The 21,561-nt window shown below is 65.1% G+C and carries 24 protein-coding genes and 1 pseudogene; 12 read left to right on the top strand and 13 right to left on the bottom strand.

Going from position 1 to position 21,561, the window contains the following annotated elements; translation table 11 throughout:
• Window positions 1-169: 169 nt before the first annotated feature.
• Both ACSQ76_RS14300 and ACSQ76_RS14295 read right to left on the bottom strand, forming a co-directional pair.
• Window positions 170-628 (bottom strand): Lrp/AsnC family transcriptional regulator, encoded by a 459-nt coding sequence (locus ACSQ76_RS14300; RefSeq protein ID WP_306129040.1) that lies wholly within the window; start codon window positions 626-628, stop codon window positions 170-172.
• Window positions 625-1,083 (bottom strand): Lrp/AsnC family transcriptional regulator, encoded by a 459-nt coding sequence (locus ACSQ76_RS14295; RefSeq protein WP_437157106.1) that lies wholly within the window; start codon window positions 1,081-1,083, stop codon window positions 625-627. The genes ACSQ76_RS14300 and ACSQ76_RS14295 overlap by 4 nt, the downstream gene beginning before the upstream one ends.
• A 129-nt stretch (window positions 1,084-1,212) precedes the next feature.
• Between ACSQ76_RS14295 and ilvC the strand changes: the two genes are divergently transcribed.
• Window positions 1,213-2,235, top strand: a complete 1,023-nt coding sequence (gene ilvC, locus ACSQ76_RS14290) for a ketol-acid reductoisomerase (protein WP_306129038.1) — start codon at window positions 1,213-1,215, stop codon at window positions 2,233-2,235.
• A 323-nt stretch (window positions 2,236-2,558) separates the two neighbouring features.
• Complete coding sequence (locus ACSQ76_RS14285) at window positions 2,559-3,485, top strand: DMT family transporter (protein ID WP_437157105.1); 927 nt, start codon at window positions 2,559-2,561, stop codon at window positions 3,483-3,485.
• Window positions 3,486-3,518: 33 nt separating this feature from the next.
• Here the strand turns inward: ACSQ76_RS14285 and folP are convergent, their stop codons facing one another.
• A complete protein-coding gene (gene folP, locus ACSQ76_RS14280; RefSeq protein WP_437157104.1) occupies window positions 3,519-4,529 on the bottom strand; it encodes a dihydropteroate synthase in 1,011 nt (336 codons plus the stop codon).
• A gap of 122 nt (window positions 4,530-4,651) precedes the next feature.
• The gene (locus tag ACSQ76_RS14275) at window positions 4,652-5,581 is read right to left on the bottom strand and encodes a dihydroneopterin aldolase (RefSeq protein ID WP_306129034.1); all 930 of its coding nucleotides are present in this window, start codon (window positions 5,579-5,581) and stop codon (window positions 4,652-4,654) included.
• 141 nt (window positions 5,582-5,722) lie between these two features.
• Here ACSQ76_RS14275 and ACSQ76_RS14270 point away from each other — a divergent pair, with 141 nt between their 5' ends.
• From ACSQ76_RS14270 to ACSQ76_RS14260, 3 genes are all read left to right on the top strand, one after another.
• Window positions 5,723-7,033 (top strand): glycine cleavage T C-terminal barrel domain-containing protein, encoded by a 1,311-nt coding sequence (locus ACSQ76_RS14270; RefSeq protein ID WP_437157103.1) that lies wholly within the window; start codon window positions 5,723-5,725, stop codon window positions 7,031-7,033.
• A 282-nt stretch (window positions 7,034-7,315) separates the two neighbouring features.
• A complete protein-coding gene (locus ACSQ76_RS14265) occupies window positions 7,316-8,098 on the top strand; it encodes an MBL fold metallo-hydrolase (RefSeq protein ID WP_437157102.1) in 783 nt (260 codons plus the stop codon).
• An 89-nt stretch (window positions 8,099-8,187) separates the two neighbouring features.
• A complete protein-coding gene (locus ACSQ76_RS14260; RefSeq protein ID WP_437157101.1) occupies window positions 8,188-8,943 on the top strand; it encodes a MipA/OmpV family protein in 756 nt (251 codons plus the stop codon).
• Here the strand turns inward: ACSQ76_RS14260 and ACSQ76_RS14255 are convergent.
• From ACSQ76_RS14255 to ctaD, 6 genes are all read right to left on the bottom strand, one after another.
• Window positions 8,898-9,149 carry a hypothetical protein gene (locus ACSQ76_RS14255; protein ID WP_437157100.1) on the bottom strand — a complete coding sequence of 84 codons (252 nt, stop codon included), beginning with the start codon at window positions 9,147-9,149 and terminating at the stop codon, window positions 8,898-8,900. The genes ACSQ76_RS14260 and ACSQ76_RS14255 overlap by 46 nt on opposite strands.
• 50 nt (window positions 9,150-9,199) lie before the next feature.
• Window positions 9,200-9,640: a MarR family winged helix-turn-helix transcriptional regulator gene (locus ACSQ76_RS14250; protein ID WP_437157099.1), complete on the bottom strand. Its 441-nt coding sequence runs from the start codon at window positions 9,638-9,640 to the stop codon at window positions 9,200-9,202.
• A gap of 11 nt (window positions 9,641-9,651) precedes the next feature.
• The gene (locus ACSQ76_RS14245; protein ID WP_437157098.1) at window positions 9,652-9,939 is read right to left on the bottom strand and encodes a putative quinol monooxygenase; all 288 of its coding nucleotides are present in this window, start codon (window positions 9,937-9,939) and stop codon (window positions 9,652-9,654) included.
• A gap of 79 nt (window positions 9,940-10,018) precedes the next feature.
• Complete coding sequence (locus tag ACSQ76_RS14240) at window positions 10,019-10,327, bottom strand: hypothetical protein (protein ID WP_437157097.1); 309 nt, start codon at window positions 10,325-10,327, stop codon at window positions 10,019-10,021.
• On the bottom strand, window positions 10,288-10,569 hold the full coding sequence (locus tag ACSQ76_RS14235) for a hypothetical protein (protein ID WP_437157096.1): 282 nt from the start codon (window positions 10,567-10,569) through the stop codon (window positions 10,288-10,290). The genes ACSQ76_RS14240 and ACSQ76_RS14235 overlap by 40 nt, the downstream gene beginning before the upstream one ends.
• Before the next feature lie 80 nt (window positions 10,570-10,649).
• Entirely contained in the window at window positions 10,650-12,326 is a 1,677-nt protein-coding gene (gene ctaD, locus ACSQ76_RS14230; protein ID WP_306129029.1) for a cytochrome c oxidase subunit I, read from the bottom strand.
• 367 nt (window positions 12,327-12,693) lie between these two features.
• On the opposite strand from ctaD, the gene ACSQ76_RS14225 reads away from it, so the two are divergent.
• The 5 genes from ACSQ76_RS14225 to ACSQ76_RS14205 all read left to right on the top strand — a co-directional run bounded on the left by ACSQ76_RS14225 (window position 12,694) and on the right by ACSQ76_RS14205 (window position 16,283).
• Window positions 12,694-13,326: an ATP-dependent Clp protease proteolytic subunit gene (locus tag ACSQ76_RS14225; protein ID WP_306129028.1), complete on the top strand. Its 633-nt coding sequence runs from the start codon at window positions 12,694-12,696 to the stop codon at window positions 13,324-13,326.
• 191 nt (window positions 13,327-13,517) lie between these two features.
• The gene (clpX, locus tag ACSQ76_RS14220) at window positions 13,518-14,780 is read left to right on the top strand and encodes an ATP-dependent Clp protease ATP-binding subunit ClpX (RefSeq protein ID WP_306129027.1); all 1,263 of its coding nucleotides are present in this window, start codon (window positions 13,518-13,520) and stop codon (window positions 14,778-14,780) included.
• A 248-nt stretch (window positions 14,781-15,028) separates the two neighbouring features.
• Complete coding sequence (locus ACSQ76_RS14215) at window positions 15,029-15,412, top strand: NADH:ubiquinone oxidoreductase subunit NDUFA12 (protein WP_437157095.1); 384 nt, start codon at window positions 15,029-15,031, stop codon at window positions 15,410-15,412.
• Between the two features lie 29 nt (window positions 15,413-15,441).
• On the top strand, window positions 15,442-15,909 hold the full coding sequence (gene mlaD, locus ACSQ76_RS14210; RefSeq protein WP_437157094.1) for an outer membrane lipid asymmetry maintenance protein MlaD: 468 nt from the start codon (window positions 15,442-15,444) through the stop codon (window positions 15,907-15,909).
• Window positions 15,906-16,283 (top strand): DUF2155 domain-containing protein, encoded by a 378-nt coding sequence (locus tag ACSQ76_RS14205; RefSeq protein WP_437157093.1) that lies wholly within the window; start codon window positions 15,906-15,908, stop codon window positions 16,281-16,283. The genes mlaD and ACSQ76_RS14205 overlap by 4 nt, the downstream gene beginning before the upstream one ends.
• On the opposite strand, the gene aat is transcribed toward ACSQ76_RS14205, so the two are convergent.
• Window positions 16,247-16,897 (bottom strand): leucyl/phenylalanyl-tRNA--protein transferase, encoded by a 651-nt coding sequence (gene aat / locus ACSQ76_RS14200; protein ID WP_437157092.1) that lies wholly within the window; start codon window positions 16,895-16,897, stop codon window positions 16,247-16,249. The genes ACSQ76_RS14205 and aat overlap by 37 nt on opposite strands.
• Before the next feature lie 86 nt (window positions 16,898-16,983).
• On the opposite strand from aat, the gene ACSQ76_RS14195 reads away from it, so the two are divergent.
• Window positions 16,984-17,688: a class I SAM-dependent methyltransferase gene (locus tag ACSQ76_RS14195; RefSeq protein WP_437157091.1), complete on the top strand. Its 705-nt coding sequence runs from the start codon at window positions 16,984-16,986 to the stop codon at window positions 17,686-17,688.
• 184 nt (window positions 17,689-17,872) lie between these two features.
• Here the strand turns inward: ACSQ76_RS14195 and accC are convergent, their stop codons facing one another.
• Window positions 17,873-19,225: an acetyl-CoA carboxylase biotin carboxylase subunit gene (gene accC / locus ACSQ76_RS14190; protein WP_437157090.1), complete on the bottom strand. Its 1,353-nt coding sequence runs from the start codon at window positions 19,223-19,225 to the stop codon at window positions 17,873-17,875.
• A gap of 10 nt (window positions 19,226-19,235) precedes the next feature.
• On the bottom strand, window positions 19,236-19,745 hold the full coding sequence (gene accB / locus ACSQ76_RS14185) for an acetyl-CoA carboxylase biotin carboxyl carrier protein (protein ID WP_306129020.1): 510 nt from the start codon (window positions 19,743-19,745) through the stop codon (window positions 19,236-19,238).
• Window positions 19,746-20,026: 281 nt separating this feature from the next.
• Between accB and ACSQ76_RS14180 the strand changes: the two are divergent.
• Window positions 20,027-21,495: pseudogene (locus ACSQ76_RS14180) on the top strand (class I adenylate-forming enzyme family protein).
• Window positions 21,496-21,561 lie beyond the last annotated feature (66 nt).

Below are 21,561 nucleotides of genomic sequence, written 5' to 3'. Positions count from 1 at the left end.
TGGGGGATGTCGAGCCGGCACGATGATTCTGCGATGCAGCATAGACCTGCCGCGAGGGCCGCGGCTAGTCGTCCGTTCCGCATACCCGCCATGCGGTGCGGGAATAAATCACTGTAAATAAAGAATACTTTTGCATACACGCATACGGCGGCATACCGCGGCGGCCCTGTTAACCGATCGGGCCGGGGCGCCGTTCCTCGCTGAGAAGTACGTTCGCCTCGACGCCGCCGACCCCCGGTAGGGTCATGATGCGGCGGCGCAGCACGCGCTCGAAATCCGAGATGTCGCGGGCCACCACACGCAGGCGATAGTCGTAGAGGCCCAGGATATGCTCGACCGTCTGCACCTCGGGGATGGCAGATACGGCGCGCTCGAAATCGGCCAGGCTGACGCGGCCCTTGGTGGCCAGTTTCAGGCCCAGAAAGACGGTGACGCCGAACCCCAACGCCTCCTTGTCCAGATCGAGACGTTGGGTTTTCAGGATGCCCGCGTCGCGCAGCCGCTTGATCCGCCGCCACGCCGCGGGCTGGCTGAGACCTAGGGCGCGGCCGATGGCGCCTGCCGATTGCGTGGCGTCCTGCACCAGCGCGCGCAGGATCTGGCGGTCGGTAGTGTCCAACTCGATCATAGGGGCAACACCTCGTCGGTCTTGATCCGGGCCACGTGCATCAAGGCCTCGATATCGGTGATGTGGGGCAGGGTCAGGATCGCGGTGCGATAGATCTCCTGGTAATGCGCCATATCGCGGGCGATGACCGACAGGCGCGTGTCGACCCGTCCCAGGAAGGACTGGATTTCCAGCACTTCGGGAATGGCGCGCGCGGCGTCGGTAAACTCGTCGAACGCGGTGGGCACGGTCTTGTCGAGCGTGATGCGCAAGGAGACCTCGACCGTATAGCCAAGCGCTGCCCAGTCGATCACCGCGTGATTGCCGCGCAAAAGCCCGGCCTGCGCCATCCGGTCCAGCCGCCGGGCACAGGTGGCGGGTGTGACGCCAGCCAACCCCGCCAGGTCGGCGGGGCCGAGCGTCGGGTCGTGCTGGTACTGGCGCAGGATGCGGCGGTCGGTGTCGTCGAGTTGCATGGAATTTTCAAGTATTTGTAGAACAGTGAATGATTATCGCATCAAATCCGAAATTCCTACCGGAAAAGCCGGGATCGCTTGCGAAATATTCGTCATCTTCCACGTCATCTGACGACAAAGGAGAGAACCATGCGCGTCTATTACGATCGCGATTGCGATATCAACCTGATCAAGGACAAGAAAGTCGCCATCCTGGGCTATGGCAGCCAGGGCCACGCCCATGCGCTGAACCTGCGCGACAGTGGTGCCAAGAACCTCGTGGTGGCGCTGCGCGAGGGCAGCCCCTCGGCCAAGAAGGCCGAAGGCGAGGGCCTGAAGGTCATGGGCATCGCCGAGGCGGCGGCCTGGTGCGACCTGATGATGTTCACCATGCCCGACGAATTGCAGGCCGAGACCTACAAAGCCCACGTGCATGACAACCTCCGCGAAGGCGCGGCGATTGCGTTTGCCCACGGTCTGAACGTGCATTTCGGCCTGATCGAGCCCAAGGAGGGCGTCGACGTCATCATGATGGCGCCCAAGGGCCCCGGCCACACCGTGCGCGGCGAATACACCAAGGGCGGCGGCGTGCCCTGCCTCGTGGCCGTGCATAACGACGCATCCGGCAAGGCGCTGGAACTGGGCCTTTCCTATTGCTCGGCCATCGGTGGCGGGCGTTCGGGGATCATCGAGACCAACTTCCGCGAAGAGTGCGAAACCGACCTCTTCGGCGAGCAAGCGGTTCTCTGCGGTGGTCTTGTCGAGCTGATCCGCATGGGCTTCGAGACGCTGGTCGAGGCGGGCTACGCGCCAGAGATGGCCTATTTCGAGTGCCTGCACGAGGTGAAGCTGATCGTCGACCTGATCTATGAAGGCGGCATCGCCAACATGAACTACTCGATCTCGAACACGGCCGAGTATGGCGAATACGTCAGCGGCCCGCGGGTTCTGCCCTACGAGCGGACCAAGAAGGAAATGAAGGCGATCCTGCACGACATCCAAACAGGTGCCTTCGTGCGCGACTTCATGACCGAGAACAAGGTCGGCCAGCCGTTCTTCAAGGGCACGCGCCGCATGAACGACGCGCACCAGATCGAGGAAGTGGGCGAGAAGCTGCGCGCCATGATGCCGTGGATTTCCGCCGGCAAGATGGTCGACAAGGAAAAGAACTGACGCCATCGGGACCAAAAAGGAAAGAGCCGGTAACGTGCACCGGCTCTTTTCGTTCTTTTCAGTCGACCGACTTGTGAGAATCGCCGTCCTTGGCGAGCCAACTTGGCGGGACATCGGATCTTTCCTGCGTTGTTCGGTCTTTTGCTTGTTGCGCGCGGCCAGAATGAGAACGATCACCAGGGTGATGATCGACAGGGCCGCGGCGCCGATGGCTATTTCCATGTTGGGCCTCCTTTCGTCCACATGACCTGACTGCGCCGTCGTAAAAGACAATACGCGAGGGACGTTTTGACACGCACCGGCATCCCAGAGAGTTAATCTGAATGGAAAAAACGATTGTTGTCGGGCCACTGAACTGGCTCAGACTTGGTGCGCTGGGCATGATCTGGGGCGCGTCCTTCATGGCGGTGAGCGTGGCCCTTCAGGGCGTCGGGCCGCTGACCGTGGTGGCGGTGCGGCTCTGCCTCGGGGCGGTGTTCCTGCTGGTGCTCTGCCGTGCGACGGGCCGCGGATTGCCGCGCCGCCGCGGGCCGGGGGCCGGGCGGCTCTGGGCGTTCATCGTGGCGATGGGGCTCTTTTCCAACGCCTTGCCGTTCTTCCTGCTCAGCTGGGGGCAGCAGGTGGTTGCCTCTGGATTTGCGGGCGTCTGCATGGCCGCTGTGCCACTTTTCGTTCTGCCGCTGGCGCATGTCCTGGTGCCGGGAGAGCGGATGCACCTGCGCCGCGCGGTCGGGTTCGTCATGGGGACCGCCGGTGTGATCGTGATCATAGGGCCGGAAGCGTTCCGCTCGACCGGGGCGGAGTTCGAGACACTGGCGCGGCTGGCCTGCGTGGGCGCGGCGGGCTGCTACGCGGTGGGGTCGATCTTTACCCGGCTGGCGCCGGAGGTGGACCGCATGTCGCTGGCCGCGGCGGTGCTGACCGTGGGGGCGGTCGTGTTCACGCCCTACGCGCTCTACATCGAAGGCGTGCCGCAAATTCCCCAGGGCCGGGCGTTCTGGGCGCTGATCTATCTTGGTCTCCTGCCCACGGGCGTGGCCCAGATCATCCTGGTGACCGTGATCCGTGATGCCGGCCCGGTGTTCCTGAGTCTGGTGAACTACCAGGTGCCGATCTGGTCGATCATCTTCGGCGCGGTGGTGCTGTTCGAGGCGTTGCCGCCCAGCCTCTTTCTGGGACTCGCGCTGATCCTGGGCGGTGTGGCGCTCAGCCAGCTGGGCGCGCTGCGGCGGTTGTTCGGCACCCGATAAAATTCGTACGAATTTAATCGGGCCGGAAAATTTCTAATTTTCCGCGGCAACGGTGGCGGCCATCCACAGCCTGAGCGCCTCCGCCGTTTCGGCCACGTCATGCACGCGGTGGATCTGGACGCCCTGCGCCACCCCGGCCAGCGTCACGGCGATCGAGCCGGGCGCGCGGTGTCGCGCCTCTTCGGTGCCGCCGATCGTGCCAATGAAGCGTTTGCGCGACGCGCCCAGCAGCACGGTGCAACCCAGCCCGTGAAAGAGCGCGAGGTTGTGCAGAAGCGTCACGTTGTGCTCCAGCGTCTTGCCGAAACCGATGCCGGGGTCGGCGATGATGCGGTCGCGGGGGATACCGGCGGACTCGAGCGCCGTAATCCGCTCATCGAGCCAGTCGTAGATGTCGAGCGCGACGTTCTCGTAGCGCGGGTTCTTCTGCATCACGTCCGGCGTGCCCTGGGCGTGCATGACGCAGACCGGCAGCCCGACTTCGGCGCAGAAAGGCGCGAGCGCGGGGTCGAAGGTGAAGCCGGCCACATCGTTGACAAGGTTCGCGCCGGCCTCATGCGCGGCCCGGGCCACGGGGGCCTTGCGGGTGTCGATGGAGACGGGCACGTCCGAGCCCGTGCGCAGGGCGGCGATCACGGGCGCGGTGCGGGCGATTTCTTCGTCCAGCGGCACCACTGCCGCACCGGGGCGTGTGGATTCCCCGCCGATATCGACGATCCCGGCGCCCGCGTCGACCATCGCCTCGGCCCGCGCCAGGGCCGCATCGGGCGCGTTGTGTTCGCCGCCATCGGAGAAACTGTCGGGTGTGACGTTCAGGATGCCCATCAGGGTGGGGCGCGACACGTCGAGCCCGACGACGGGCGCGCGGGGTGCGGTCAGCCGGGTGAGTATCTTGGCCGGAACATCCTGCGCCGGGATCAGCCGGGCGGGTGCGTCGCGGTCAAGAACCTCGACAGTGTCGAACCAGCACCAGCCGCCGGCCAGGGGCAGGGCGGTGGCCGAACGGGCGTGATCGGTGCGGGGAATCGGGCGGTAGTAGGGCATGTCGTCTGGGCGATACGAGGTCCCGGGTCAAGCCCGGTACGGGTTTGCCTTGGAGCCGGGGCGTGGCGCAAGGCGGTCGGGAGGTCCCGGATCAAGTCCGGGACAGCTTGTGAGACGCGATTTCACAAGCCGCTCTGGGCGATGTCCTGCACCAGTACCGGCACGGGCGGATCCTTGGGCGGCATCTCGCCGATCAACAGCAGGTCCGAGGCATCCATGTGCCCGGCGAACCATGCCGCCAAGCCCACCGGATCGTCCGGGCCGGTGCGCGGGCCGTCCACGGCGTCCAGCACGATCTTCGAGGGCGCCCAGACGCAGATCTGGCCATTCTTCATCGCCCAGTCCAGCTCCGTCCGTGTGCCCACCACCACGCAGCGGTCGTCGCGCCCCGCCAGCACCCAGGCGTTCTGTTCCAGCGCCAGCAGATCGACGCGGCGCTGCGACATGCGGTGCCCGGTCTTGGGGCTGTCGACACGGTTGTGGCCGACGCACAGGATCACGGGCTCGGCCCGCGCCTGAAGCTGGTCCAGCCAGCGCGACAGGTTGGGCGAGCCGATGGCGGTGTTCGACAGGTAGACGACATGCGGATGCGGCGTGATGTCGGCGTGATGGCCCACGGGCTTGGTCTTGAGGTCCTCGACCGAGCGGACGATTTCCACCCCGAGCGCACCGGGGCCACGGTCCAGTTTCTCGACCCGCACGAAGGTTCGTACCGCCTGCGGTTCCAGCAGGATGCGTTCGGCGATGCGGTCGGCCAGTGTTTCCAGCAGGTTCAGGCGTTCTTCGGCCAGTTCGGCGGCGATCGCCTCGGTGACCTTGTCATAACTAAGGATGCGGTCGACGTCGTCATCGATCGCGGCGGTCATCGGGCGCACCTCGACCACCACGTTGAAGGCGACGCGCTGGGTGGTGCCACGCTCGGCCTGGAAGGCGCCGATCTCGACCTCGACCACGTGGTCGCGCACCGAGATCCGGTCGAGCGGCCCGTCGGGGGCGGTCGCATCGGCGCGTTCGGACGGGTGCGCGAACGCGAGCCGGATTTCCTTGGACATGTGGGCCTCCCCCCAGCTTTCATCCTGCCGGGCATACCATGCAGCGGGGGACAGGTGGAACCCGTAAATTCGTCGGCCCACCGGGGACGGAACGCAAGCGGGCCGAGACACGTTTCCCACGAGAATAACAGGAGAGCGCTCATGACAGCGAACGACGCGCAGAAACGGAGTTTCATTCATCCAAACGTCGCGGAAGTCGATCAGAGCGACCGGATCGTGCCGGTCAACCTGCGTCAGTCCGGCGCGACCCCGGTCGAGATGCTGGTCTCGACCCGCGTCCGCAAGTCGCCCTTCTGGCACCTGTCGGTCGAGGCGGGCGCATGGCGGGCCACGGTTTACAACCGCATGTACCACCCCCGCGGCTATGTCCGCGAGGAGGACGGCGGCACGATGGCCGAGTACCGCAGCCTGGTGCATCGCGTCACGCTGTGGGATGTCGCGGTGGAGCGGCAGATCCGCGTGCGCGGGCCTGACGCCGAGGCGTTTGTCAATTTCGTCATCACCCGCGATGCCACGAAGATAGAACCGATGCACGGCAAGTACTGCATCCTGTGCGACCCCCGGGGCGGCATTCTAAACGACCCGGTGCTGCTGCGGTTGACCGAGGATGAATTCTGGTTCTCGATCTCGGATTCCGACCTGTTGCTTTGGCTGCGCGGCGTCAACGTGCACGGCAACTGGGACGTGGAGATTGACGAGATCGACGTCGCTCCGCTGCAGGTGCAGGGGCCGCTCTCCGAAGACCTGATGGTCGACCTGGTGGGGGAAGCGCTGAGTGACGTTCCCTACTACGGCATGATGGAAGCGCAGATCGGTGGCGCGCCCGTGGTGATTAGCCAGACCGGCTTTTCCGGCGAGAAAGGCTATGAGGTCTACGTGCGCGACGCCTCGGAGAATGCCGAGAAAGTGTGGTACGCCATACGCGGCACCGGCGCGCGCTACGGTCTGCGGGTGATCGCGCCCGGGCATCACCGCCGCATCGCGGCCGGTATCCTGTCCTGGGGTCAGGACATGGATCACGAGACCTCGCCCTTTCAGGTGAACCTGGCCTACCAGGTGCCAAGGGAAAAGACGGCGGATTACATCGGCAAGGCGGCGCTCGAGCGTCAGCGGGAGGACATCGAGGCAGGGGATTACCCGTTCCGCCTCAAGATGGTGGGGATCAAGCTGGGTGGGCTCCCGGTGACGGATTATCCCTCCGATTTCTGGCTGGTGCAGGACGCGGACGGCAACCGGGTGGGTTATGTCACCTCCGCATGGTGGTCGCCCGAACTGGAAGTGAACATCGCGCTGGCCTTCGTGCCGTGGAGCCTGTCCGGGACCGGATCGCAGTTGAAGGTGGAACTGCCCGAGGCCTATGCCGAGAATTCCGGTCATGCGGCCGCGGCGGAGGTCTGCGACGTGCCGTTCCGGCCCTCGGAACATCCCAACGTGCGCGAAGCCCGCGGCTGAGCGGCAAAATTGCGGAAAACGGGGCGGGGCGCCCCTGTTCGACATCGCGGTCCCGGCCCCGTTCCCCGAATAAAAGTGCTGTGGCCCGTCCAGGCAGACCCGGCGCGGGGTCAGCCAAGGCCGCAATCGGCTGTAAACCCGACAACTCCCGATCCGTCATGCCGATTTTTGCAGACCGGACAGCGTGTCCCTCGCCTCGGTCGGGGTTCGCGCTATCCTTCTGTCCGAACGCGGTCCGGTCCTCGCCGGACCACCCCATGCAACAGACCGGGAGGTAACCCAATGACCACCAGACGCAAATTCCTGATCGGCAGCGCCGCGGTCGGGACCGTGACCGTGCTGCCCTCGCTTGCCCTTGCCGCCGAGGAAGGCGCCAGCATGAGCTTTCTCGACGGGGCCGTCAGCATTCATCCGATCTCGCACGCCTCCTTCGTGATGGAAACGCCGGCAGGCGTGGTCTATGTCGATCCGGTGGGCGAGGCGTCGGAGTATGAAGGTCTGCCCGAGCCCGAACTGATCCTGATCACGCACCGCCATGGCGACCATTACAGCGCCGACCTCCTGAGCGCGCTGCCAGAGGTGCCGATCCTGACCAATGCCGACGTGATGGGCATGATGCCCGAGGACATGCAGGGCCGCGCGCAGGCCATTGCCGCGGGCGAGACGACCGAGATGATGGGCCTCGGCATAAAGGCCGTGCCAGCCTACAACATCACCGAAGGCCGGTTGGATTTTCACCCGCAGGACCGCGGAGATATCGGTTTCGTCGTAACGGTGGACGGCAACCGCATCTATATCTCGGGCGATACCGAAGGCACCGACGAGATGCGCGCGCTGGAAAACATCGACGTGGCGTTCGTGTGCATGAACCTGCCCTTCACCATGACCGCCGAACAGGCTGCCGACGCGGTGGCCGAATTCGCCCCTGCGGTCGTGGTGCCCTACCACTACCGCGGCCGCGACGGCGGCACGCAGGACCCCCAGGCCTTTGCCCAGATGCTCGAGGAGGCCGGGGCCGAAACCGAGGTGTCGCTGCACGACTGGTACAACGGCAGCCTGAGCTGACGCCCGGGCACCAAGTCGCCGCGTCCGAGGCAGGGCGCGGTGGCATGACACCGCCACCGCTTACACGCCTGCTAGATATAGAGAGCCCCATGAAATTCACATTCCTGATCGCCGCCATGACGTGTCTTCCCGGCATGGCCCTGGCCCAGTCCGGCCCAAGCCTGTCCTTCTCGGCGGGCATCGGCGGCAATTACCAGCCCGAGTATTTCGGTTCGGACGATTACGAGGCGGGCGTGACCGGCGGGTTCAGGTTCGGTCACCTCAAGATCGGCCGGCTGGAGTTCGGCGACCCCGATCCCAACGCGGTGGACCTCGGCTGGCGGCCGCGCGGCGCGTTCCGCCTGATCGGGGAACGTGACAGTTCGGATCATGCAGAGCTGGCGGGGTTGAACGATGTCGATTTCAGCGTCGAGATCGGCGGCGGCGTCGGCTACACCGCCGAGAATTTCCAGGCCTTCGCGGACGTGCGGTATGGCGTCGTCGGCCACGAAAGCTGGGTGGGCGAGCTGGGCGCCGACGCGATCTTCCGCCCCTCGGACGACTGGACCGTCACCGTGGGGCCGCGGGTGCTTTGGGGCTCGGACGACTACAGCGCGACCTATTTCGGGGTCACCCCGGCCGAGGCGGCCGTGTCGGCCTTTCCCGCCTACGCGCCCGGCTCGGGCATCGCCAGCGCGGGGATCGAGGTGGGCGCGCAATACGAGCTGTCGCAGAACTGGTATCTCGACGGGACGCTGGCCTGGAACCGGTATGTCGGCGACGCAGCGGACTCGCCGATCGTGCAGGACGACGACAGCTTTCAACTGTCCCTTATTGCAATGCGGCGGTTCAACTTCGGGCGCTGATTGCGGCTTTGCGGTTTTGTCTGGCAGCAGGCCCCAGTTTTGCTGGGGTCTTTGCGTTTTTGCAGGTGCGCGCCGTCCATCAGCCAAGCCACCACCGGTGCGATCCCAAGCGATATGATCGGCACCAGCACGCCCGTCAGCACCAAGGTTCGCACGGCCAGCGGCCAGTCCGGCGCGACGGCCCGCAACAGGGCCAGCCCTGCCATGACCAGCGGCCAGACCATTAGCCACACCAGGAATATCTGCAAGACGCGTCTCAAGGTGCCGTGCCGTCCATTTCGTCCGCGATGATGCGGAAATATCCGGGCAGGATGGCCGTCAGCCTGCCCCGCCCCTCGGGCGTCAGGGCGATATGGCGGATGCGGCTGTCGTCCTCGTCCGTGGCCTTGGTCACCAGCCCATCGTCCAGCAACGTCTTAAGCGTACGCGCCACAACCGGGCCGGACACGTCCAGCCGTTCGGTGATCTCGCCAACGGTCAGACTGTCGCGGTCTGTCTCGCGGTCGATCACGATCAGGAACAGAAAACGCAGCTGCGAAAACCCGTGCCGCGCGAAATAGGCGTCCAGACGTCGGATCAGCAGGCTGGCCCGCCGCAGCAGGGTTAGCCCGCCGCGGATCGTCTCCGGGTCGGTGTCGTAGTGGTCGGAATAGCTTTCGATCATGCGCCGCGTGGGCAAGTCCTTGAGGAAAAACATGTGCCGGTCCTTCAGGCAAGAGGGTGCATGAAGGTCAATTCCACCGGCGCGGCGAGCAGCCGTTCATACCGCTCGAATACGTGTTTCGTATAAGGCTGAGCGTGATGCGCGTCGAAGGCGGACCTGTCGTCCCAGATCTCAGTCAGGTGCAGGGCGCCGCTGTCGGCGTTGCGGCGCAGCGTGAAATGTTGGCATCCCGCCTCGGCGCGAGTGTCGTCCAGAATGCCGAGGATGGCATCGCGTGCCTCAATCTGGCATTCGGGCTTGGGGTGGATGGTGGCGAAAATGCTAAGGGACATGGGGTGGATCCTTTGGTTCGATATTTTGCATATCATGATAACTATCATGGTAGTTATAATGATGCAATTCAGATTTGACTCAGCGGCGCGTGCGAAAGGTCAGAGCCAAGGACCAAAGCGTCAACGCGGCGAGAGCCGCTAGGGCAACCAACCCGACCAGGTGGGCCATCCGTCCCAGCCCCAGCACGGCGCGCGGATCGGCAACATGCGCCCCGCCATTGACCAGCGCCAGCGTCACCATGCCGGGAACCAGCACCATCCCCGCCACGATCGGCCAGAACAGCCAGCGTGTCACCGACGGATAAAGCATCGCGCCGATACGTTGCTGCCACCACATGAGCGCGCAGATCAGCGCCGGGGCCACCAGGGCCAGAAGAACCGCGACCACTGGTGCGACGAACACCTCGAAGGTGGCCGCGTCGTCACTGCCCCACCCGGTGGCACCCCGCCGCGGCTGAACGGAAAACCCCAGATCAGCTGGGGGGCGAAGCGCGAGACAACAACGCTGGACACGCCAAGCAGCAAGTAGATCTCGGTCCCCAGCGCATAAAGCCGCCACGGCGCCGCGCCGCGCCGGTGCAGGGCGATGCCGCCGATCAGGGTCGCGACGATACAGGCAAGATAGATCATCCCGCGAAGCCTCTCTTGAACGAAACAGGCCCCGGATTTCTCCGGGGCCTGCGTGTTGGCTCAGGCTGGACAGCCGCCGTTCAGTGATGTGCGGGCTGCTTGTCCCAGTCTTCCCGCTTGGGGAGCTGCTCGAACGTGTGTTCGGGCGGCGGGCAGGGCAGGGTCCATTCCAGCGTGTCCGCGTATTCGTTCCACGGGTTGTTCTGTGTCACCTTCGCGCCCCGGAACAGTGCGTAGAACACCACGCCGAAGAAGAAAATGAACGAGGCGAAGGACAGGAACGCGCCGATCGAAGACCACCAGTTCCAGATGGCGAACGCCTCGGGGTAGTCGATGTAGCGGCGCGGCATGCCCTGACGTCCCAGGAAGTGTTGCGGGAAGAAGGTCAGGTTCGCACCGATGAACATCGCCCAGAAGTGCAACTGGCCCATCCATTCGGGGATCATGCGCCCGGTCATCTTGGGGAAGTAGAAATAGACCCCCGCGAAGATCGCGAACACCGCGCCGAGCGACATCACGTAGTGGAAGTGTGCCACCACGTAGTAGGTGTCGTGATAGGCCCGGTCGATGCCCGCCTGGCTGAGGACGATCCCGGTGACGCCGCCCACGGTGAACAGGAACAGGAACCCGAACGCCCAGAGCATCGGCGTCTTGAACTCGATCGCGCCGCCCCACATCGTGGCGATCCAGCTGAACACCTTCACGCCCGTCGGCACCGCGATGACCATCGTGGCCAGCATGAAGTAGGATTGCTGGGTCAGAGACATGCCCACGGTGTACATGTGGTGCGCCCACACGACGAAGCCGAGGAAGCCGATGGCGATCAGCGCCCAGACCATCGGCAGGTAGCCGAAGATCGGCTTGCGAGCGAAGGTCGCGATCACGTGGCTGATGATGCCAAAGCCGGGCAGGATGATGATGTACACTTCCGGGTGGCCGAAGAACCACAGGATGTGCTGGTAGAGCACCGGGTCACCGCCGCCGGCCGGATCGAAGAAGGTCGTGCCGAAGTTGCGGTCGGTCAGCAGCATGGTGATCGCGCCCGCCAGGACCGGCAGGGCCAGCAGGATCAGCCACGCGGTGACGAAGATCGACCAGCTGAACAGCGGCACCTTGAACAGTGTCATGCCCGGCGCGCGCATGTTCAGGAAGGTGGTGATCATGTTGATCGCGCCCAGGATCGAGCTTGCGCCCGACACGTGCACGGCAAAGATCGCCAGGTCCATCGACATGCCCGCCTCGGTCGTCGAGAGCGGCGGGTAAAGCACCCAGCCCACGCCGGAACCCAACTGCCCGTTGCCGCCCGGCGCCAGAAGCGAGGCGACACCCAGCGAGGTGCCCGCGACATAGAGCCAGAAGCTGAGGTTGTTGAGGCGCGGGAACGCCATGTCCGGCGCGCCGATCTGCAGCGGCATGAAGTAGTTGCCGAAGCCGCCGAAGAGGGCGGGGATCACCACGAAGAACATCATCAACACACCGTGATAGGTGATCATGACGTTCCAGAGGTGCCCGTTGGGGGTACATTCGCCGGCGGCCGCCGCGGTGAACCGCGCGCCTTCCATGCACATGTACTGCACACCCGGCTCCATCAGTTCGAGCCGCATGTAGACGGTGAACGCCACCGAGATCAGCCCGACGAATGCGGACGTCACCAGGTAGAGAATCCCGATATCCTTGTGATTGGTGGACATGAACCAGCGGGTGAAGAACCCGCGATTGTCTTCGTGTCCGTGGCCGTGAATGGCTGCGTCTGCCATCTGGGTGCCTCCTGCTGGTCAATTATACGGGGACACCAGCTGGCGAAAGGGTCAGGCAGACTCCCCCGCGACGTGTCCCGCAACACGAGAGAGGTTCTAGAATGCCCCGCGACGATGAGCAATGCGCCAGATTGACATATGCGGATATTTTTTGTCGCAGTGTGCCGAGAGGCGAACTTCGTTGAAGTCCCCGCAAAACTTAACGATTTCTTCACCGTGAAGGTGTCTGACGGGCGCGGGGCCGGAGGCCCGATTGCAGCAATCGAAAATGACCGGGCGCTCTTGAAGCCCCTTCGGCCCACGCATAAGGTTCACCCCGACGCGGGCCGATCCACGGCCCGACCATGCGCATCAAGAGGCAGGCAACATGACAGACCCGATGGAAACCTACATGAACACGCTCGTCCCCATGGTGGTCGAGCAGACCAGCCGCGGCGAACGGGCCTACGACATCTTCTCGCGCCTGCTGAAGGAGCGGATCATCTTCGTGAACGGCCCGGTGCATGACGGCATGTCCAGCCTGATCGTGGCCCAGTTGCTGCACCTCGAGGCGGAAAACCCTTCGAAGGAAATCTCGATGTACATCAACAGCCCCGGCGGCGTGGTGACCTCCGGCCTGTCGATCTATGACACGATGCAGTACATCAAGCCCAAGGTCAGCACGTTGGTCATCGGCCAGGCCGCCAGCATGGGCAGCCTCCTGCTGACCGCCGGGGCCGCGGGCATGCGCTATTCGCTGCCCAACAGCCGAATCATGGTGCACCAGCCCTCGGGCGGCTATCAGGGTCAGGCGACCGACATCATGATTCACGCCGAGGAAACGCTGAAGCTGAAACGGCGTCTTAACGAAATTTACGTAAAACATACCGGACAATCCCTGAAGAAGGTCGAGGATGCGCTGGAGCGCGACAACTTCATGTCGCCCGAGGAGGCCAAGGCCTGGGGCCTGATCGACGAAATCGTGGAAAACCGGGCGAAAGGTGACGAAGAGGGCAGCTGATCCGCATGGTCGGACGCAACGGGGGGCAGCGGCGATTTTGACATTGAGGTGCCAAACGCTCTGCCCTAAGCTGCCCGGGACGGACGAGAAACCAGGGACCCGCGCAAGGGCCGGCTGACCCGGCCACATCCCCGCGGATGGCGCAACACGACGGGTCGGATACGTGACGCAAGGCGTCAAAAGGTGCGAGAATGGCGAATAATTCCAGTGGCGACAGCAAGAACACGCTCTATTGCAGCTTCTGCGGCAAGAGCCAGCATGAGGTCCGAAAACTGATCGCGGGCCCCACCGTGTTCATTTGCGACGAATGTGTCGAGCTGTGCATGGACATCATCCGCGAAGAGACCAAGACCGCCGGGCTGAAGGCCACCGATGGCGTGCCCACCCCGCGCGAGATCTGTGACGTGTTGGACGATTACGTGATCGGCCAGTTCACCGCCAAGCGGGTGCTGTCGGTCGCGGTGCACAACCACTACAAGCGGCTGAACCACTCCGGCAAGAACGACATCGAACTGCAGAAGTCCAACATCCTGCTGATCGGCCCCACGGGCTGCGGCAAGACGCTGCTGGCGCAGACGCTGGCCCGCATTCTCGACGTGCCCTTCACCATGGCCGACGCCACCACGCTGACCGAGGCAGGTTACGTGGGCGAGGATGTCGAGAACATCATCCTCAAGCTGTTGCAGGCGTCCGAGTACAACGTCGAACGCGCGCAGCGCGGCATCGTCTATATCGACGAGGTCGACAAGATCACCCGCAAGTCCGAGAACCCCTCGATCACCCGAGACGTGTCGGGCGAGGGCGTGCAGCAGGCGCTGCTGAAACTGATGGAAGGCACTGTCGCCGCGGTGCCGCCGCAAGGCGGACGCAAGCATCCGCAACAGGAATTCCTTCAGGTGGACACCACCAACATCCTTTTCATCTGTGGCGGTGCCTTCGCCGGTCTCGACAAGATCATCAGCCAGCGCGGCAAGGGCAGCGCCATGGGCTTTGGTGCCGACGTGCGCGACAACGACGCCCGCAACGTGGGCGAGGTCTTCAAGGATCTCGAACCCGAGGATCTGCTGAAATTCGGCCTGATCCCGGAATTCGTCGGCCGCCTGCCGGTCATCGCCACGCTGGAAGACCTGGATGAGGAGGCGCTGGTCACCATCCTGACCCAGCCCAAGAACGCCCTGGTCAAGCAGTACCAGCGCCTGTTCGAGCTGGAGAACGTGACGCTCAGCTTCACCGAGGACGCGCTGACCGCGATCTCCAAGCGGGCGATCGAACGCAAGACCGGCGCGCGCGGCCTGCGCTCGATCCTCGAGGATATCCTGCTCGACACGATGTTCGAGCTGCCCGGCATGGAAGACGTCGAGGAAGTGGTGGTCAACGAAGAGGCCGTCAGTTCCGAGGCCGCACCGCTGATGGTGCATGCCGAGTCCAAGAAGGAAGGCACCAGCGCCGGCTGATCCGGCGGCGGGCCTTCTGCCGCACAAATTTTTACGAAGAATTTGGGCAAGAAAATTCGAATTTTCTTGCCCATTTTCTTTGAAAGAAAATGGTCCCGCGCCAACGCGCACGACCGATCTGCGACCAGAGCCTTTTTGCCGGCCATTGCCCGCGACCGGCAAAGACAGGCCGCCGCGGCGGTCTTGCGGGCTGGACCTTGGCGGCGATCTGCGGCATATCGGGGCCAGGGACATTCCGGAGGATCACGATGGGTCTGCTCACCTCGCTTCTGCGCGCCGTCACATGGTGGAACGGCGCCACGCTCAACACGATGATTCACACCCGCCGCAAGGGCGTGAAGGTCGGTGAGGACGATCAGGGCAACATCTTTTACCAGACCGGCGACGGCAAGCGCCGCTGGGTGATCTTCAACGGCGAGGCCGAGGCCAGCCGCGTCAGCCCCGAATGGCACGGTTGGCTGCACCACACCTACCGCGAGCCGCCCACCGAGGCGCCGTTCAAGCGCAAGCCGTGGGAAAAGCCGCACGAGGAAAACCTCACCGGCACCGCGCTGGCCTATGCGCCCGCCGGCTCGATCCGCCGCGCCGACCCGGCCGAGCGCCGCGACTACGAGGCCTGGAGCCCCGAGTAACCCCGACCCTTCGAGCCAGGAGCATCGCGATGGCCAGCGAGAACATGACAGAGGTCGCCGTCGGTGGGGCCGTGCTGGCTCTTGCCGCGGGCTTCATGATCTATGCCGGACAGGTCAGCGGTTTTTCCGGCGCCGCGCCGGAATACGAGCTGCGCGCCAGCTTCCGCAGTGCCGACGGCATCGACGTGGGCACCGATGTGCGCCTCGCCGGAGTGAAAGTTGGCCGCGTCACCGACATGCAACTCGACCCCGAAACCTACCGCGCCCGCGCCGTCTTTACGGTGCGCGAGGATATCGAGGTGCCCGACGACAGTGCGCTCGCCATCAGTTCCGAGGGCCTGCTGGGGGGCAATTTCGTCGAGATCATGCCCGGCGGCTCGCCGTTCTATTTCGCCGCCGGCGACGAGATCGAATTCACGCAAGGCTCGGTCAGCCTGATCGGGCTTCTGACCAAGTTCGTGGCCGGCGACGACATGACCGGAGACGCCCCCGAATGAGCCTGAGGCACCGCAGCACCCTGACTGCCGCACTGGTGGCGCTGGTTCTCGCCGAGCCGGTCGCGGCGCAGGACGAGGTAGAGGTCGGCACCGGCGTCGTCTTGCGCTGGGTCGACAAGATCACCACCGAATCCGGCGACCTCGAGATCGCCAATGCCAGCGCCGGCAACATCGGCCGGATGCGCGTGGAACTGGGCGAATGCCGCTATCCCGCGGGCAACCCGGCGGGCGATGCCTATGCCTTCCTGACCGTTCACCCCGAAGACGCGGCACCCCCAATCTTTTCGGGCTGGATGCTGGCCTCGTCGCCCGCGCTGAACGCGGTGGAACATCAACGCTACGATATCTGGGTGTTGCGCTGCACCACCCAGTGAGAGGACGGATCGAAGGGCGGGTGATTGATATCCGCCGTCACCTCCAGCGCGGCCCTGAGCAGGTCGCGGTACACGGCCCGCGGGATCTCCTCCGCGCCTAGGCTGGCCAGGTGATCGGTCTGGAACTGCGTGTCGAACAGGACGAAACCGCAGCGACGCAAGTGCCCGGTCAGATGCGCCAGCGCCAGCTTGGACGCGTCGGTGCGGCGCGAAAACATGCTTTCGCCGAAGAACGCGCCGCCGAGGGTCACGCCATAGACCCCGCCCGCCAGCACGTCGTCCTGCCAGATCTCCAGCGAATGGGCATGGCCCCTGGCGTGCAACTCCATGTAAAGGCTGCGAATCTGGCCGTTGATCCAGGTCTCCGCCCGGTCGGCGCAACCATCGACCGTGCCCGCGAAATCGGCGTTCAGCGTCGCGGTATACTCAGCCCGCCGCAGCCGTCGCGCAAGCGAGCGCGATACGTGGAACCCCTCCAGCGGCAGCACGCCGCGCAGCCGCGGGTCGACCCAGAACAGCTCGGGGTCATTGCGCGATTCGGCCATCGGGAAAATGCCCGCGGCATAGGCCTGCAACAACAGGTCGGGGTCGAGAGGCAGCTGGCGGTCTGACATGGGCGATCGGAGGGCGGGCCCGCGTTAAGGCTTCGTTACATGACCCCATGCTAAGCTTTTGCACGCTGCATGGCAAAGGAGATGACATGGACGGCCTGAACGATGCACCCGCACCCGGCAAGAATGATGACAGCGGCGCGGTGGACGACACCCTGCGCCAGCGGGCCAACCGACGACAGGCGCGCTACGGCATGCTGTTCGACTGTTTCCGCCACGTGATCACAGACAGCAGTGTGCTCTATCTCGGCGCGGGCGACGGCAGGTGGTGCGCCGACCTCGCGCAGGCCGGCGCGTTGCAGGTCGTGGGCGTCGAGGCGCAGGCGGAGCTCGTCGCGCGGTTCGACAACCTGCCCGCCATCGGCGCCCGCGAACGGGTCGAGATGCGCCATGCCCCGCCGCTCGACTTTCTGCAAAACGCCGCCGACAGGGACAAGCGGTTCGAACTGGTGGTGCTGATGGACGTGCTGCGCGATGTCAGCGACCTGCACGGCATCTTTGCCGATGTCGCGGCGCTGCGTCCGCGGATGGTGCTGGGCGACGGGGTGATGGCCAACACCTGCGACCCCATCCTGCGGCTGGAGCCGCGGCGCGCCACCGGCGGCACGGCCCGCCCGCCGCACATGATCCCAAGCCGCGGGGCGATCACCCAGGCGGCCGAGGTCGCGGGATTCGAGGTGGACTGGACCGACTGGACCCAGCTGCCCCAAGGCCTGCGCGACGGTCTGGCAGATTACTATCGCAACGGGCCGATCAGCCGGTCAAGCTTTACGCTGATCGCCAGACACGGCTGAGCGCGCCGCAAGGACGTGCCGCCAAGGCGGCGCAGCGGCAAGCGGCTGTTGTCATGACCAACGCCGCCAAGGTCTGAAAGTCTCGCCCTCGACGCCGCCCTGCGTCAGCGGCGCGAGACCGTTGCGCATCGTGCGTGATCGCGCGTCCGAAGCGCTCTTTCCCGCCGCGCCGCCGGGGGCGGGGTCAGCCGTTTTGCAGGTTTGTCTTCAGCCAGTTTTCCAGCCAATGGATGTTGTAGTCGCCCGAATGGATGTCGGCCTCCTGCAGCAGCGCGTGAAACAGCGGCACGGTGGTGTCGACGCCATCCACGATCAATTCGCCCAGGGCGCGGTTCAGACGGGCCAGTGCGGTGGCGCGGTCCTGCCCGTGTACGATCAGCTTGCCGATCAGCGAATCGTAATAGGGCGGGATCGAATAGCCGTCATAGAGCGCTGAATCCATCCGCACGCCCAGCCCGCCGGGCGCATGGAACTGCGTGATCCTGCCCGGCCGGGGCGAGAAGGTCGGCAGTTTCTCGGCGTTGATGCGCACCTCGATGGCGTGGCCGTTGATCTTCAGATCCTCCTGCTTGAAGGACATGGGCAGCCCTTCGGCCACGCGGATCTGTTCCTGCACCAGGTCGACGCCGAAGATCGCCTCGGTCACCGGGTGTTCGACCTGAAGGCGGGTGTTCATCTCGATGAAATAGAACTCGCCCTTCTCGTAAAGGAACTCGATCGTGCCCGCGCCGGCATAGTCGATCTTGGCCACCGCATCGGCGCAGATCTTGCCGATGCGTGCGCGCTCTTCTTCGGTGATGCAGGGGCCGGGGGCCTCCTCGAACACCTTCTGGTGCCGGCGCTGCAGCGAACAGTCCCGCTCGCCCAGGTGCACCGCGCGGCCCTTGCCGTCGCCAAACACCTGGATCTCGATATGGCGCGGCGTGGTCAGGTATTTCTCGATATAGACCTCGTCATTGCCAAAGGCCGCCTTGGCCTCGGACCGCGCGGTCAGAAAGGCGCTTTCCATGTCGGCGGCGGTCTGCGCCACCTTCATGCCGCGCCCGCCACCGCCGGCTGTGGCCTTGACGATCACCGGATAGCCCATCTCTTCACCCAGCGCCTTGGCGGCGGCGAGGTCGGGCACGCCGCCTTCCGAGCCGGGCACGCACGGTACGCCAAGCGCCTTCATCGTGTCCTTGGCGGTGATCTTGTCACCCATCACCCGGATATGCTCGGCGGTGGGTCCGATGAAGGTCAGGTCGTGGTCCTCGACGATCTGCACGAAATTGGCGTTCTCGCTGAGAAAGCCATACCCGGGGTGAATGGCCTGCGCGCCCGTCACCTCGCAGGCGGCGATGATCGACGGGATCGACAGGTAGCTTTCAGAGCCCGGCGGCGGGCCGATGCAGACCGATTCGTCGGCCATGCGCACATGCATCGCGTCGGCATCGGCGGTGGAATGCACCGCCACGGTGCGGATGCCCATCTCGCGGGCGGCGCGGATCACCCGCAGGGCAATCTCGCCCCGGTTGGCCACAAGGATCTTGTCGAACATCGCCTGGCCCTTATTCGATGATCATCAGGGGCGCGCCGTATTCCACCGCGGCGCCGTCCTCGACCAGGATGCGCTTGACGGTCCCGGCACGGGGGGCGGGAATGTGGTTCATGGTCTTCATCGCCTCGACGATCAGCAGCGTGTCGCCCTCGGCCACCTGCTGGCCGGTCGACACGAAGGCCGGCGCGCCCGGTTCGGCCTGCATGTAGACGGTGCCCACCATGGGCGAGGTCACGGCGCCGGGATGGCTGGCGGGGTCCTCGGACGGGCCAGAGGCGTCCGCCGCCGGCGCCGCCGACGGGGCAGAGGCCATGGGCGCGGGAGCCGCGGCCTGCGTCGGCGCCGCCATCTGCTGCACCACCTTCTGCTTGCGGCTGACGCGCACGTTCAGCGTGTCGTCGTCGCCATACTCGCGCTTGACCTCCAGTTCGGTCAGGTCGTTGTCGTTCAGCACCTCGGCCAACGCCTTGATGAAAGCCACATCCGCGTCGTGGTTCGTTTTGGAAGTCTTGTCCGGCATCCCGTATCCTCGAAGCTTGGATCGCGGCCTGCTGTCCCGCCGGGCCACGCCTGTCTTGTTTTGCGCGCTTATAGGCCAGGACGGGCCTCCTGGAAAGCGCCTATTTGCAAGGGAATCTGGGGCATCCGGTACAGGATTGCGAGGGAAAAATCACATCCGCCGCAAGCAGGTGGCTTTCCGCGCTGGAAAGACCGCGCCGCCGGGCGGCGACGGAGTTTGCGATTGCACTGACCGGCGGTCGGCGAAACACTGGTCGCAAAACATAGACCGCGAGGATGCGCATGAACATCGCCCATTGGCTCCAGCGCCAGGCAGAGGCCGGCGGGACCGCGCCCGCGCTCTTTCACGGCACGAAATGCTTGGCCGACTACGCCGGGTTCCACGCCCGCGCGGCCGCCTTCGCCGGCGGTCTCGTCGCGCGCGGCTTGCGGCCCGGCGACCGCGTGGCGCTCTTCATGGCCAACCATCCCGAGTATCTCGTGGCGCTTTTCGGCAGCTGGATCGCCGGGGCCGTGGCAGTGCCTGTCAACGCCCGCCTGCACGGGCAGGAGGTGGCCTGGATCCTCGACAACGCCGATGCGTCGCTCTGCATCGCGACCGGAGAGCAGGCCAGTGCGCTGCAGGACGCCGCCTGTCCTGTCGCGGCGCCGGGCGAGGTTGCGGGCGACGCGCTGCCCCTCGTGTCGCGGGCACCGTCGGACCTTGCCTGGCTCTTCTACACCTCCGGCACCACGGGCCGGCCCAAGGGCGTGCAGATCACGCACCGGATGCTTCAGGCAATGAGCCTGGCCTACCTCGCCTCGGTCGATGCGGTCAGCGCCGGGGACGCCACGCTTTACGCCGCACCGATGAGCCACGGCGCCGGGCTCTACAGCCTGGTGCACGTGTTGATGGGCACCCGCCACGTGGTGCCGCAAAGCGGCGGCGTCGATCCGGGCGAGATCCTCGACCTCGCGGCGCATTTCGGGCGGATGCACATGTTCGCCGCGCCCACGATGGTGCGGCGCCTGACCGACCATGCCCGGCAACACGGCCGCGACGGCACCGGCCTGCGCAGCGTGGTCTATGGCGGCGGGCCGATGTACGTGGCCGACATTAAGGCGGCGCTGGACGTGTTCGGGCCTGTCTTCCTACAGATCTACGGCCAGGGTGAGGCACCCATGGCGATCACGGCCCTGCCGCGCGAAGACGTGGCGGCCCGGCGCGCCCTTGCCACCGTGGGCCGCGCCCAGGCCGGAGTCGAACTGCGCGTGGGCGACGAAGCGGGCCGGCCCCTGCCGCCCGGCGCTGTGGGCGAGATCATGGTGCGCGGCGACCTGGTGATGCCGGGCTACTGGCGCAACGATGCCGCCACCGCCGAGACCATTCGCGACGGCTGGCTGATGACCGGCGACATGGGGTGTCTTGACGAGGCGGGCTATCTCACTTTGCAGGACCGCTCGAAGGACATGATCATCTCGGGCGGGCAAAACGTGTATCCGCGCGAGGTCGAGGAGGCGCTCCTGCCCATCCTGACGTCTCCGAGGTGGCCGTGGTGGGCCGCCCAAGTGACGAGTGGGGCGAGGAGGTGGTGGCTTTCGTTGTGCCGAAGGCCGGAACGCTGGACCGGAACGCGCTCGATGCGCACTGCCTGAACCGGATTGCCCGGTTCAAGCGCCCCAAGGCCTATGTCGCGGTGGAGGAACTGCCAAAGAACAATTACGGCAAGGTGGTCAAGACCGCGCTGCGGGACCGGCTGTCGCAGCCATGAGGCCCCGGGCGCCGGCGGAAATTTGCAAATTTCCGCGCCATTTTCTTGCAAGAAAATGAGTCAGGA

The sequence above is a fragment of the Roseovarius sp. B08 genome, from assembly GCF_051417955.1.
GTDB lineage: Bacteria > Pseudomonadota > Alphaproteobacteria > Rhodobacterales > Rhodobacteraceae > Roseovarius.
Note: the sequence above shows the minus strand (reverse complement) of the source record. Positions and strands in the feature narration are given on the sequence as shown.